Below are 13,794 nucleotides of genomic sequence, written 5' to 3'. Positions count from 1 at the left end.
CATGTTTCGGAAGCTGCAGCGCCGAATGGTACGGTGTTGAAAGAAGATTGTCATTGAACGGGGTTGATTATGGGGCGTGATACAGGGCAAAAGCCTTTTGACCAAGGCAATGATCAGGTTTTCTCTGACGTGGATGACGACATCGCGACATCCAGCTCGGTGTCTGCCGACGGTGCCCCAGGTTCCGATCAGGTTGCGTGGGCACCGTCGGATGGGCGCCGTCTTCGGTCTGGGAAATCGAAGGCAGTAGTATTTATCGTCTGTATAGTCGTCGTCGTGGCGCTGGTTGTAACCGCGAATCCGCTCATCAGGACAATAACGTCATCATTGCAGGGTTCCAGCCAATTGCGACATATCGCTAACCCTGATACGCATCACAAGGATCCCGTGCCCGTAGACAAAGTGAGCAAGGGGATTGAAGACATCCATGACGATCACCGCCACCTCGTCTACAGTCTGGAGAGTCTGGCCACCGGTTCCCAAACCGGCGATAAGGATATCGCCAAGCTCACCTCGCTAATCGACAAAACCGACAAGGATAACGCCGCCTTTGCAAGCCTGCCAATCATGAACAACGCTGAAGTGAAGCGGCAACTTGACCGCTATACGAAGGCCACACAGGCCGACAAGACAATCCTGAACGATTTTGTCGGAAAAGCCAAGGCGCTGTCTGCGGTGAACAAGGCCTGCGGCGAATCCTGGACCTACATATTCGGTGGCGAATCCGAGAAACAAAGTTACGACAAGCATTCGGCGTCATGCACCGCGGCGTTGCAACCACTGTCCGGCTCAGATGACGAAGCCATGAAAACGTTCGTTTCCTCCGTTACCGGCGCATTGGAAGAAAGCGGCAAGGCCGCCGGGCAGCTCGCTGTGCTCCATGCAAGTGCGACAAACGACAGATCCGTTGAACAACAGGAAGACCAGCTTAACAAGAGTATCGATATTTCCACCAGAGTGCAGGATTATAGCTACCGGTACAGCTGGGCTTTGCAGAAAAAACGTGATGCGCTGCATCTCGATTGGGCCTTCGACCGCGCCTATGATGTTGCCCAGTCGCAGAAAAGCGCCGAGGACTGGGAAAAGAGTGTGCATGAAGGTTTCCCCAAGGGTCCGGGCAAGGCGTTCAAGGGGGATACGGCAAAGAAGATCACCGATGCCATGGCCGAGGTGGCCAAACGATGGAGCTTGATGGATTCGACGGTCTATGATCGCAGTTTCAAAGGCATGGGCAATCTGGAACAGGCCGATATCGATGACATCAATGATGTAATTAGTACTGCGGACAAGGCCAATCAGACGCTCGCCGACCAATTGAGCGCGAGCGGGAACGGGGATTACCGGCCATTCAAGGATTTCGTGACCGCATACGACAAGGAAAAAGTGACCGTTGGCGCATACATTCCAACGATGCTTCCGGTTTCCCAAGCCAAATCGGTGTGCGTCACGTTCCCCCAGCTTGATGAGTCGGATCCGACCTATGCCACTTATATTGGCGCTCTTGATTCCTGCCGTGCGGTGTTGAAGCCGCTGGACAATCCCCAAGACCAGCGCTTGCACCGGCTGGTCACCAAGATGACGGCCAATCTGGACAAGAATGGCTCAGTCATTGATAAAATGAAGGCATTTGGCTCTTACCATGATGCCGAGGCTGGCAAACAAAGCAAGGCATACGAGCAACTGGGCCATCAACTGACTTACGACCAGGTCGGTGAACGTGAGCGGATATTCGACGAATACACCCACGCCTTCGCCAATAGTCGTACCCAATCCGGGGCGTCGGGCGCGCTGTACCAATTGCAGGGCGGCGGTTACGGGGATGATTGATGGAAACGTGTTCATGGTCGCGTCTTGGGTTTGGTCGAACTGATCCAATTTCATGATATGCGTGTGACATGTGATGTCACGGTTGCGGGTGGGATGCTTTGGGGTGGGCAACGCATAAGGCAGATGATGGATATCCAAGGTCATTTTCCACGTCTCGAAGAAAAAGGTGTAGGGGAGTCCCTTTAAAATTTCTTCTATGACAAGCGTTGAAGTCTTTGATGACAAGCAAGACGGCAGTTATCGTGATCGTGCTGATGGTGGCACGTCCGGCCGTGGACTATCAGGAAGTGGCAAATCCGGGTATGCGGGTACAACTTCGTATGCCGAGGCGGTTGATCCGCCTGACCCTTGGCCTGCGCCTGTGGCTGTTCGGTCGTTGGAAGCCACAGTGGTGATTCCCGGGAGCAAGTCGCTGTCGAATCGGTACCTGATTTTGGCCGCCTTGGGGCACAAGCCCGTTACTATTGCGGGCCTATTGCGCTCGCGTGACACCGAACTGATGGCCGCTGCATTGAGAACGCTCGGAGTCGGTGTCGAATTCGATAAGGATGAGGAAACTCGCGTCACGGTGACACCTCCTGCAAATGGCCGGTTCAATGGCAATGTCACCGTTTTCTGCGGCCTTGCCGGTACGGTGATGCGCTTCGTGCCGGGTCTGGCGCTGTTCGCTGATGGTCCGGTGCGTTTCGATGGTGATGAGCAAGCCTATGCACGTCCGATGCATCCGGTGCTCGATGGGCTTGAGCAGTTGGGTGCCTCGATTGAATACGAAGGCAAGGCAGGTTTCCTGCCGTTCACTATTACACCCCCGAAAACCGAGAAATCCGACGCTGGGCAGCAAAATCATGGAGAATTGAGCCTTTCAAGTAATTGTGACAGCTCGTTGAACTCTGGGCTGGCAAAGGTTGCGATTGATTCGTCATCGTCATCTCAGTTCATTTCCAGCCTGCTGTTGATTGGCTCGCGTCTGCAGCATGGTTTGGATTTGAGGCACACCGGCAACAAGCTTCCCAGCATGCCGCACATCCGCATGACCATGGCCGATGTCAATGGTGCAGGTGGACAGGTCGACATGCCTGAAATCGGCCACTGGTGTGTGGCACATCGAGATTTGCAATTGCCGGATGGGGTAGTGGTCGAACCGGATCTTTCGAATGCCGCGCCATTCCTCGGTGCCGCGATGATTGCCGGCGGTCGAGTGAGCGTCCCTAACTGGCCGACTTCCACCACCCAGCCTGGAGGTCTGCTTCCCGATATCCTGCAGAAAATGGGTGCAAGTGTCACCTTGGACGGACAGCCATTTGATGATGTCATTGCGGATGTACATCGGCGCAATCAGGGTTCTGTGCCCAAGAACGGGACGTTGACGGTGTCGATGAACGGTTCGATTCACGGGCTGGGCAATGATTTCGATCTGTCGGCGGCAGGGGAGATAACGCCTAGCATCGCCGCTTTGGCGACGTTGGCGGACAGTCCCAGTGAGCTCGTCGGCATCGGCCATTTGCGTGGTCATGAGACGAACCGTCTGGCCGCGCTTGTCTCGGAAATCACCCGCATTGGTGCCGGAGCCAAGGAATTGCCGGATGGGCTAGCCATCACACCAGTGGCTCACGACCAATTGCATGGTAAGATCATGGAAACGTATGCTGACCATCGAATGGCGACCTTCGCAGCGATGATCGGCTTGGTTGTGCCCAATACCCGCATTCGTAACGTTGCCACCACGCGCAAGACCATTCCCGATTTTCCGGGGATGTGGCGGAACATGCTTGACGCCTGAAACATCCGATTATGGATATGAAAAGGCCGGAACCGATTGAAATATTCGGTTCCGGCCTTTCCGTTTACGCAGGATTTAAAATCCAACGAAACACAACAGATTCACTTCTTGAAGACGTTGCCGTAGCTGTCCTTGCCTTCGGTGGCGATCTTGTCGGCCTTGTGAGCAATCGCCAGCTCCTCGTTGGTGGGGATGACGGCGATGATCACTGAGCTGTCAGGCGTGGAGATGATGCGCGGTTCTTTGGAACGGGCATCGTTCTTCGCCTTGTCAAGCTTCACGCCGAACGGCGCGAGACGCTCGCAGACGCGGGCACGCACGTTGCTGTCATTCTCGCCGACGCCGGCGGTGAAGGTGATGACGTCGACGCCACCCATTTGGGCGGTGTAGTTGCCGATGTAGCCGACGATGCGGTGGATGTAGACGTCCATCGCAAGAATGGCGTCCTCGTTGCCTTCGCTGATGAGGCGATCGACCTCACGCATGTCGCCGTAACCGGTCATGCCGGTCATGCCGGACTTCTTGTTGAAGAGCTCGTCGATCTCGTCCACGTTCATGTGGGCATTGCGGATGAGGTGGAAGACGGCGGCCGGGTCGATGTCACCGGTGCGTCCGCCCATCATCAGACCTTCAAGCGGGGTCAGGCCCATCGAGGTGTCGATCGGACGGCCGGAGATCTGCGCGGAGGCGGAAGCGCCGTTGCCGATGTGCAGCACGATCTGCTTCAGGCCTTCGGCGGGCTTGCCGACAATGCCGGGGACGACGGAGCCGATGTACTCATGGCTGGTGCCATGGGCGCCGTAGCGACGAATCTTGTACTTCTCCGCGACTTCCTTGTTCAGTGCGTAGGTGCTGGCTTCTTTCGGCAGCTGGAAGAAGAAGGAGGAATCGAAGACGAAAATCTGCGGGACATCAGGCAGAAGCTGTTCCATGACCTCGGCGCCGGTGGCCTCAGGGCCGTTGTGGAGCGGGGCAAGTACGGCGAGGTCCTTGACCTGCTGGATGGTCTTGGCATTGACGAGCGCCGGCTGCGGGAAGACGGAGCCGCCTTGCACCACGCGGTGGCCGACAGCGACGATGCCGGACTCCTGAAGATCAGGGCCGTATTCCTTGAAGAAACCGAGGACGCGCTTCAAGCCGTCGGCGTGGGTCTTGATGGGCTCCTCGAGCTCGTGCTTCTCACCCTTGTATTCGTGCTTGTAATGGCCATCGATGGGTTCGCCGATCTTCTCTACGAGGCCGCTTGCGAGAGCTTCTCCGTTTTCGAGATCCACCAGCTGATACTTGATTGAGCTGGAACCGGAATTGATGACAAGGACGGTTTTCGCCATTGTGTGCATCCTCCAAATAGATTAATTGACCCGTGGATGTTACCACGGCTACCAAGTTTCTAGCTTACTCAAGAGCTGTTACAAAGATATTCCTGAATTCAGTTTAGGTTTGGCTTGTTTTTAGCTGTATCTGCAGTCTCGTAGTTGGTCGTGTGGGGTTGGAATAAACTTTCACGGGACACTGCGGCTGAGCCGTTAAGCGGGCAATCCAGTGGATTGCCTGTAGGCGAAGTGAGCGCGTAAATCGCGCGAAGACAAAATCTATGATTTTGCACGGCCGTGTCTTACGTCACAGAAAGTTTATCCAAACCCCCAACTAATCAAATAGAGATTTCAATTCTTTGAATAACAACTCGAATAAATTCTGTCGGAACATGAGTTGGAAGCTGGGATGAACTTTCTCGGGCGTAAGCTTGGCCGAACGGCCTTGAGTGTCCCGTGAAAGTTTATCCCAGCCTCCAACGACCAACCACTTAAAGTAATGTAATCATCAAACTTTTCCGTACTCTAAGGAATCTATATCATTACTGCTGAGCTTCTACGGCGGTCAAGGCTACCGTGTTGATGATGTCTTCTACCAAGGCACCGCGCGAGAGGTCGTTGACGGGCTTGTTGAGGCCTTGCAGTACCGGTCCGATGGCGATGGCGCCGGAGGTGCGTTGTACGGCCTTGTAGGCGATGTTGCCGGCAGCAAGGCTCGGGAAGACGAAGACGTTGACATGACCTGCCACGTCGTTGCCCTTGGCCTTCGTGGCGGCCACAGTGGGCGACCAGGCGGCGTCGAACTGGATCGAGCCGACGGCCGGCAGATCCGGAGCCTTCTCGTGGACGAGCTTCGTGGCTTCCTCGACCAGGTCGACATCCGGGCCTTTGCCGCTACCGAGGGTGGAGTAGCAGAGCATGCCCACCTTGGGATCCACACCGAAGGCACGTGCGGTGTCGGCGGACTGGATGGCGATGTCGGCCAGCTGCTCGGCGTTCGGGTTGAGGTTGATAGCGCAATCGGCAAAGACGGCGACATGGTCCTTGAAGCACATCAGGAACGCGCCGGAAACCAGCGAAGCACCAGGTTTGGTCTTGATGACCTGCAACGCGGGGCGAACGGTGTTGGCAGTGGAATTGATCGAACCGGAGACAAGGCCGTCGGCCTTGCCAAGCACGACCAGCATGGTGCCGAAGTAGCTTGGGTCGGTCAGTTGCTTGCGGGCCTGTTCCTCGGTCATGCCCTTCTTGGCGCGAAGTTCGCAAAGCTTGGAGACCATCGGCTTCAAGACTTCCTCATCATCCATCGGCTGGTAAGAGGCCTTGTCAAGCGAATTGAGGCCGAGTTCCTTGCCGCGGGCAAGGATGGCATTCTTATCGCCGACGATAATAAGCTTGACGATGTCGCGCTGCAGCAGATAATCCGCAGCCTTGATGATGCGGTCTTCCGAGCCTTCGGGAAGCACGATGGTCTTCTTGCCGGCCTTGGCCTTGACCAGCAGGTCGTTCTGGAAGGCATACGGAGTGGTCGGGGCCTCAAATGGGGCACGGGCGGCAGCCACGACCTCATTGGCCGGCGCGTTGTCGGCAAACGCCTTGGCGGCCTTGTCGGCGGCATCGGGATCGGTGTCGGATGGGAACTCTACGGCGGGAATGGTCCAGACCGGTACGGGGGAGTCCTTCAACGCTTCCTTGGCGTCGGCCGCCTTGGTATCGGTGCAACCGGTGACGAAGATTCCGGCGACTTTTCCGCCGGCCTGTTCCACTTCAGCCGTGCAGACGTCGACGCTGGCTTTCACCTGTTCGCCGTTACGGGGAATGGTACAGATGGCCAGGAAGGTCTTGGCCTTGAGGTCTGAAGCGATTTCGGCGTTGAACGTGAACGCTTCCGGGTCGTATACGGCGGAACCGTCGCTGCCGACGATGACCATGGCATCGGGATCGGTGCGTTCCAGCTCGGCGCTGTACGCGGCCACGATATCACCGCGTGCGGTGCTCTTGTCTTTGCGTGCGCACTTGGGGCAAATAGCGCGAACATTGTCGATGGACTGACCGGCATTGGCCGCCTTGAGCAGTTCGTCGGTGAAGTCCTCCTTTTTGCATGCCACCGGACGGAACACCGCCGTCTTACCTTGCGCGGCGAGGGCTTCCACAACACCATAGGCCACTACATTGCGGCCGTTCTTGCCTTCAGGACTTGCGATATAAATGACTTCGTTTGTCACGATGTAACTCCTTTGTGCATTATGCGCACGATCTTTGTGATCAACAACGATATCGATCACCTCCATTTTATGCGAAGGTGTGACGAGTTCATTGGTTTCTATCGAGTCCATAAACAACAAAAGGGACATCAGGTCGAAACCCGATGTCCCTTTTATTACGTGGTTACGTCAAGCATAACCGAATGAGAATCAGCTCACTCGTTGTCGCTACCGGTGCTCATGGCAGCCTTTGCGGTCGCCTTGGCGTCCTGGTTCTTCACGTCGGAGTACACGAAACCGGTGTAATCCGGGTGATCGTATCCTTCGTCGACGGCGAACTGGAAAGCGTCCTTGCGGAACTGCTCCAGCTTGTCGATCTCATGGGCGTACTTGTCGGCGTCGAGGGTGCGCAGCACCTCGGCGGTCAGCTCGTAACGGTCCATGTCGTTGACGCGCACCATGTCATACGGCGTGGTGGTCGAGCCCTGCTCCTTGTAGCCGTGAACGTTGAAGTTGTCGTGGTTCGGGCGGCTGAAGATGATGGACTGGATGTCGTGGGCATAGGAATGATATGCGAAGAGAACCGGCTTGTCGGCGGTGAAGAGTTCGGTGAACTCGGCGTCGGAAAGGGCCTCGTCGTTGTCCTTGGGGCTCTGCAGCTTCAGGATGTCAACAACGTTGACGACCTTGAACTTGATGCCGAATTCCTTGAGCTTCTCGCTGGCGGCCATGGTCTCCAGCGTGGGGACGTCGCCGACGGAGGCGAGTACGATCTGCGCTTCGTCGTTGTTCTTGGCGGTGGAGGCCCACTTCCATTCGGCTGCGCCCTTCTCGAGCTCGGCACGAGCCTCGTCAAGGGTCTGCCAGGTGGCGGCAGGCTGCTTGCCGGCGAAGATGGCGTTGATCTTGTTGGTGGACTTGAAGGACTTCTCGGCGACGGCCAGCAGCATGTTGGCGTCGGCGGGGAAGTACTCGGCCACAACGTGATCGTTGTTGAACGTCTTGTTGAGCAGCACGGAGCTCACGCCCGGATCCTGGTGGGAGAATCCGTTGTGATCCTGACGCCACACGTGCGAGGAGATCAGCATGTTGATCGAAGCGACAGGCTTGCGCCATGGGATGTGGCGAACCGTGGCTTCGAGCCACTTGGCGTGCTGGTTCAACATGGAGTCAATCACATGGGCGAAGGACTCGTAGGTGCTCCAGATGCCATGACGGCCGGTCAGGACATAGCCTTCGAGGAAGCCTTCCATCTGGTGCTCGGAAAGCTGCTCGGTGACCTGGCCGGTGACGGCCATGTGCTCATCGGTCTGCTCGGAGAGATAGCCGTTGTCCCATTGCTTGTTGGTGACCTCATAGGCGGCCTGCAGACGGTTGGACGCGGTTTCGTCAGGTCCGAAGATACGGAACGAATCCGGGTTCATCTTGATGATGTCGCGGGTGTAGTTGCCCAGCTGACGGGTGGCTTCGAGCTGACCCCAGCCGTGGCCGAACTCCTTGACGCCCTTGACTTCGTAAGCGTCGAGATCGGGGAGCTTCAGATCCTCGCGGATACGGCCGCCGTTGGCGTTCGGGTTCTGGCCCAGACGCAGTTCGCCCTTGGGCATGAACGCGGTGACTTCGGGGCGGATGGCGCCCTTCTCATCGAAGAGCTCTTCCGGCTTGTAGGATTCGAGCCAGCCCTTGAGGACCTGGAAGTGGGCCTCGGTGTCGCGGGCGCTGGCCAGTGGCACCTGGTGAGCGCGCCAGGAACCTTCGGTCTTCTTGCCGTCGATGTACTTCGGGCAGGTCCAGCCCTTCGGCGTGCGGAAGATGATCATCGGGTAGGTCGGACGATCCATATCGTCGGTCTGCGCCTTTGCCTTGATGTCGCAGATCTTGTCGAAGACCTCTTCGAGCATGTCGGCGAAGCGACGGTGAATGGACATGTGGTCCTCATCATCGAAGCCGGCGACGAATTCGTAAGGCTCATAGCCCATGCCCTCGAAGAACTCGTGGAGCTCTTCATCGGGGATACGGGAAAGAATGGATGGGTTGGCGATCTTGTAGCCGTTCAGGTGCAGGATCGGCAGAACGATGCCGTCGGTGCGGGGGTTGACAAGCTTGTTGGACTGCCAGCTGGTCGCCAGCGGGCCGGTCTCGGCTTCGCCGTCGCCGACCACTGCGGGCACGAAGAGGCTTGGATTGTTCATGATGGCGCCGTATGCATGGCTCAGCGCGTAACCGAGTTCGCCGCCTTCATGGATGGAGCCCGGGGTCTCCGGTGCGTAGTGGGAAGGAATGCCGCCAGGATAGGAGAACTGACGGAAGAACTTCTGCAGTCCGGTCTCATCCTTGGTGATGTTCGGATAATATTCGGTGTAGGTGCCGTCGAGGTAGGACTGCGACGTGCCTGCAGGGCCGCCGTGGCCGGGGCCCATGATGAATACGGTGTTCTGCTGGTGATCAGCAATAAGACGGTTGATGTGGCCGAACAGGAAGTTCAGGCCAGGGGTGGTGCCCCAGTGACCCACGAGACGGTACTTGACGTCCTTGCGGGTGAAGGGTTCCTTCATCAGAGGGTTGCTACGCAGATAAATCTGACCGATGGAAAGATAGTTGGCGGTACGCCAATACTTGTCGACTCCTTCAAGAGCCTCATCAGAAACCGGCTTGCCGAGCTTCTTCCACGGGGTGCCAATAACAGGACTAGTCATTTATGCTCCTGTACTCCTGTACACATTTGTGTGCAATTGATTATTTTCTTCAGGCGCAAACCCTTGTTACTATTGATGTTCAGGGTTCGTGCCCAATCGATGTTGATTTTACGTGCCGACTCAGACCTTTTGGACGTTTTTTTGCATCTATGTGCATTTCTGAGATGTTTTTGTTAGATAATGTTTTATTCTACAAAAAATTTGTGAGATTTTCGAACGTAATGCAACGACTTGCAAACGTTGAAACTGAGCCAAAAACCTCGGTCTATCAACGCTTATCGATGTTCGATTCACAGAAAGTTCACGCGGCGTGTTGTTTTTTGTATTGTTGTTTTTTGTTTGTTCCGCTTGAACCAGGAAAACACTTGATTTTGTCGCCTTGAACCACGAGAATGGACACTACTTTGTATCTGTTTCATACCGGTAATATTTATAGGGAGAATCCATGGCAAAAGGTCCAGTGCTTGTCGTTGACTTCGGTGCGCAATACGCTCAGCTTATCGCGCGCCGCGTGCGCGAAGCGCATGTCTATTCCGAATTGGTGCCGCATTCCATGCCGGTGGACGAGATGCTGGCCAAGGACCCGAAGGCCATCATCCTTTCAGGTGGCCCGGCTTCTGTCTACGAGCCCGGCGCTCCGGGCATCGACAAGAAGATCTTCGACGCTGGGGTGCCGGTGCTTGGTATCTGCTACGGCTTCCAGGTCATGGCCAACGAGTTGGGTGGCAAGGTCGACAAGGCGGCGCTTGGCGAATACGGCAAGACCGAAGCCGTGATTGACGATGCCGAGGGCGTTTTGGCCGGTTCACCCGCAGAACAGACGACATGGATGAGCCACGGTGTGGCCGTCGAAGAAGCGCCGAAGGGTTTCAAGGTGCTCGCTCATACCGAGGGAGCACCGGTGGCTGCGATGGAGGACGAGTCCCGAAGGCTCTACGGCGTGCAGTGGCATCCCGAAGTCAAGCACACCCCGCTTGGCGACGAACTGTTCTCCACATTCCTTCACAAGTGCGCGGATCTGCCCAGCGATTGGGATGCCGACAACATCATTGACACACAAGTCAAGAAGATCCGTGAAGAGGTCGGTGACGCCGAAGTCATCTGCGGTCTTTCGGGTGGTGTGGATTCCGCCGTTGCGGCGACCTTGGTCCACAAGGCCATCGGCGACCAGCTCACCTGCGTTTTCGTCGACCATGGCATGCTGCGTAAGGGCGAGGCCGAGCAGGTCCGCCATGATTTCATAGATGCCACTGGCATCCGTCTCATCGAAGTGGACGCTTCCGAGGAGTTCCTGACGGCTCTGAAAGGTGTTACCGAACCGGAGCGCAAGCGCAAGATCATTGGCGAGAAATTCATTCGAACCTTTGAAAAAGCGCAGAAACAGGTGCTCGAAGAGGCCGGTGCCCGCGGCAAGGAAGTCAAGTTCCTGGTGCAAGGCACACTCTATCCGGACGTTGTCGAATCCGGCGGGGGTGATGGCGCGGCCAACATCAAGTCGCATCACAACGTCGGCGGTCTGCCGAAGGATGTCAAATTCAAGCTGATCGAGCCGCTGCGCAGTTTGTTCAAGGACGAGGTCCGTGCCATCGGCACCAAGCTCGGCCTGCCGGACAATATCGTGTGGCGCCAGCCGTTCCCGGGTCCGGGTCTAGGCATCCGCATCATCGGCGAGGTCACCAAGGAGCGTCTCGACCTGTTGCGTGAAGCCGATGCCATCGCCCGTGAGGAAATGACCAAGGCCGGTCTCGACCGAGACATCTGGCAGTGCCCGGTGGTGTTGCTCGCCAATGTTCATTCCGTAGGTGTGCAAGGCGATGAACGTACGTACGGCTCTCCGATCGTGCTGCGCCCGATTTCCTCCGACGACGCGATGACCGCCGACTGGTACCGTCTGCCCTATGATGTGCTCGCCACGATTTCCACGCGCATCACCAACGAGTGTCGTGGCATCAATCGTGTGGTGCTTGACTGCACCTCCAAGCCGCCGGCCACCATCGAGTGGGAGTGATGTTCAGATATCTGGTTTTGAGCTTTAGAGAAGTGGGTACAGGCTTGTTTCCCGTCTCTAAAGCTCAATTTTTGCATTGTTGACATAAGCTGCGAGTATTGTCGGATTGTATCCTGTGAATTTCATCTGGGCCTCAGAATCTTAGCTGTTCTTGGGTCGTGCAAGGAACTTCGGACTGATCACGTAGAAAGTGAAGCGGGTAATAGATATGTCAAAGTTGAATATCGACCAGAAATCAATTCGTGAGTTGTTGACCAATAAGAGAACAGATTTTCTTATTCCTGATTATCAGCGCCCATACGCTTGGGGAGAAGATGAGTGCGCGACATTATGGGATGACCTTTTCGCTTTTGCGTTCCCCAATGATGACTGTGATCAATTTGATGCAAATGATGAGTATTTTCTCGGACCTATTGTCACTTTCAAGAACCAAAACAATCAACTGGAAATCATAGATGGCCAACAGCGGCTGACAACCATAATGCTTTTGCTTCGCGCTTTTTACGATAAATTCGCGAATATGAAGGACAAACCTTCAACGAAGATGCACAGTGACATCGCCTGCTGCGTTTGGAAGACCAATGAGTTCGACGAACCGGATATGACGAGACTGAAAATAGATTCCGAAGTTGCCTCCGACAACGATAAAAACGAGTTCCTGCAAATTCTGAGAACCGGCATGGTCGAACTTGGCTGGACGAGCAACTATGCTAAAAACTTTTCCTATTTCCAGGAGAGGATAAGTCAGCTGGTCAATTCGGCTCCGACGTATCTGGCTATTTTCGCCACTCGAATTATTCGTAATGTAATTTTGCTTCCCATAGAAGCGGAGTCTCAAGACACCGCACTACGCATTTTTTCGACACTTAATGATCGTGGTCTCCCTCTATCCGATGCGGATATTTTTAAAAGCCAGTTCTATAAGTATTTCTCTTCAGAAGGGATGAAGGACTCGTTTGTACAGCGTTGGAAGGTGCTCGAAGATGGGGCGAGTTCCGTTTTTACTCCTTTGCGCGGTACCCCGATGGATGAATTATTTACGCGGTATATGTATTTCAGGCGTGCAAAAATGGGAATAAGGGATACCACCACACAGAGCTTAAGGGATTTCTTTAGCCGGGATTCCTATGCCATGCTCAAAAGCGACGAAACGCTCAGCGATCTTGAGGCGCTGCTTGGATTCTGGCAACAAGTGGACACCCAAGACGGTTTTTCGGACCGTGTCTTGCGGTGTTTGTTCGTGTTGTCATATGCGCCGAATGGCATGTGGACCTATCTTTTGAGCGTTTGGTTCCTTGCCAACAGGGATGAAAACAATGAACTTGATGAGGAGTCTTTATATAATTTCCTTAATGTAATCATTGCCTTCATCTATGCGTATTCGATCGAGCGTCCAGGCGTCAATGCCTTGCGTTCGCCGGTCTATCCGGAAATGATCAATATCGTCAATCACAGTCCGGTGACATTCTCAAATTATCAATTTACTCGAGATGAGATCACCAATCGTTTCCATGCGTATGTGTTTACCAATGGAAGGCCGATAACAAAATCAATGCTTACGTGGTGGGCGTATAGCGATCCCCAGCAATCACTGCTGTCGATGGATACTAAATTGGAAATAGAACATATCTATGCGAAAAAACGTAATGAGCTGACGCCTTTGGCCGATCAGGCCAATCTTGATTCTTTGGGCAATAAGGCGCTTTTGGAGAAGAGAATCAATATCAGGGCATCCGATTACCGTTTTGCAGACAAGCGGAAATACTATACTGGTTTTACCGATGCGCATAACAGGCCACATGCGGGCACCAATATCCATGAACTGCAAGACTTTGCCGCGCAGAAGGATGATTTTACTGAAGACGACATCACGACCAGGACGTCCAAAATTATTGATTCTTTCGTAAATTATCTTGGCGATAATGGCTTGATAAAGGAATAGTTGTCTGATTCATATATTCGAGCT

At 54.8% G+C, this 13,794-nt stretch carries 7 protein-coding genes; 4 read left to right on the top strand and 3 right to left on the bottom strand.

Annotated elements, in window-relative coordinates:
- The first annotated feature begins 69 nt into the window (after positions 1–69).
- The gene (locus PT275_RS03515) at positions 70–1,827 is read left to right on the top strand and encodes a hypothetical protein (RefSeq protein ID WP_277152381.1); all 1,758 of its coding nucleotides are present in this window, start codon (positions 70–72) and stop codon (positions 1,825–1,827) included.
- 196 nt (positions 1,828–2,023) lie between these two features.
- Positions 2,024–3,607: a 3-phosphoshikimate 1-carboxyvinyltransferase gene (locus PT275_RS03510; RefSeq protein ID WP_277152378.1), complete on the top strand. Its 1,584-nt coding sequence runs from the start codon at positions 2,024–2,026 to the stop codon at positions 3,605–3,607.
- Positions 3,608–3,708: 101 nt separating this feature from the next.
- Here the strand turns inward: PT275_RS03510 and PT275_RS03505 are convergent, their stop codons facing one another.
- The 3 genes from PT275_RS03505 to PT275_RS03495 all read right to left on the bottom strand — a co-directional run bounded on the left by PT275_RS03505 (position 3,709) and on the right by PT275_RS03495 (position 9,820).
- Entirely contained in the window at positions 3,709–4,938 is a 1,230-nt protein-coding gene (locus tag PT275_RS03505; RefSeq protein ID WP_277152375.1) for an acetate kinase, read from the bottom strand.
- Positions 4,939–5,462: 524 nt separating this feature from the next.
- On the bottom strand, positions 5,463–7,145 hold the full coding sequence (gene pta / locus PT275_RS03500) for a phosphate acetyltransferase (protein ID WP_277152373.1): 1,683 nt from the start codon (positions 7,143–7,145) through the stop codon (positions 5,463–5,465).
- 194 nt (positions 7,146–7,339) lie between these two features.
- Positions 7,340–9,820: a phosphoketolase gene (locus tag PT275_RS03495; protein WP_277152371.1), complete on the bottom strand. Its 2,481-nt coding sequence runs from the start codon at positions 9,818–9,820 to the stop codon at positions 7,340–7,342.
- A gap of 445 nt (positions 9,821–10,265) precedes the next feature.
- On the opposite strand from PT275_RS03495, the gene guaA reads away from it, so the two are divergent.
- Entirely contained in the window at positions 10,266–11,828 is a 1,563-nt protein-coding gene (gene guaA / locus PT275_RS03490; protein WP_277152369.1) for a glutamine-hydrolyzing GMP synthase, read from the top strand.
- Positions 11,829–12,036: 208 nt separating this feature from the next.
- Complete coding sequence (locus PT275_RS03485) at positions 12,037–13,770, top strand: DUF262 domain-containing protein (RefSeq protein WP_277152366.1); 1,734 nt, start codon at positions 12,037–12,039, stop codon at positions 13,768–13,770.
- Positions 13,771–13,794: the final 24 nt, after the last annotated feature.

The organism is Bifidobacterium sp. ESL0745, from assembly GCF_029433335.1.
Classification (GTDB): Bacteria; Actinomycetota; Actinomycetes; order Actinomycetales; family Bifidobacteriaceae; genus Bifidobacterium.
This window is presented reverse-complemented; position numbering and strand designations above follow the sequence as displayed.

What these genes read in the sequence shown, in the direction of transcription:
- PT275_RS03505 (WP_277152375.1), bottom strand. Translation starts at nt 4,938, where the DNA reads ATGGCGAAAACCGTCCTTGTCATCAATTCCGGTTCCAGCTCAATCAAG.
- PT275_RS03510 (WP_277152378.1), top strand. Translation starts at nt 2,024, where the DNA reads ATGACAAGCGTTGAAGTCTTTGATGACAAGCAAGACGGCAGTTATCGT.
- PT275_RS03495 (WP_277152371.1), bottom strand. Translation starts at nt 9,820, where the DNA reads ATGACTAGTCCTGTTATTGGCACCCCGTGGAAGAAGCTCGGCAAGCCG.
- PT275_RS03485 (WP_277152366.1), top strand. Translation starts at nt 12,037, where the DNA reads ATGTCAAAGTTGAATATCGACCAGAAATCAATTCGTGAGTTGTTGACC.
- PT275_RS03515 (WP_277152381.1), top strand. Translation starts at nt 70, where the DNA reads ATGGGGCGTGATACAGGGCAAAAGCCTTTTGACCAAGGCAATGATCAG.
- guaA (WP_277152369.1), top strand. Translation starts at nt 10,266, where the DNA reads ATGGCAAAAGGTCCAGTGCTTGTCGTTGACTTCGGTGCGCAATACGCT.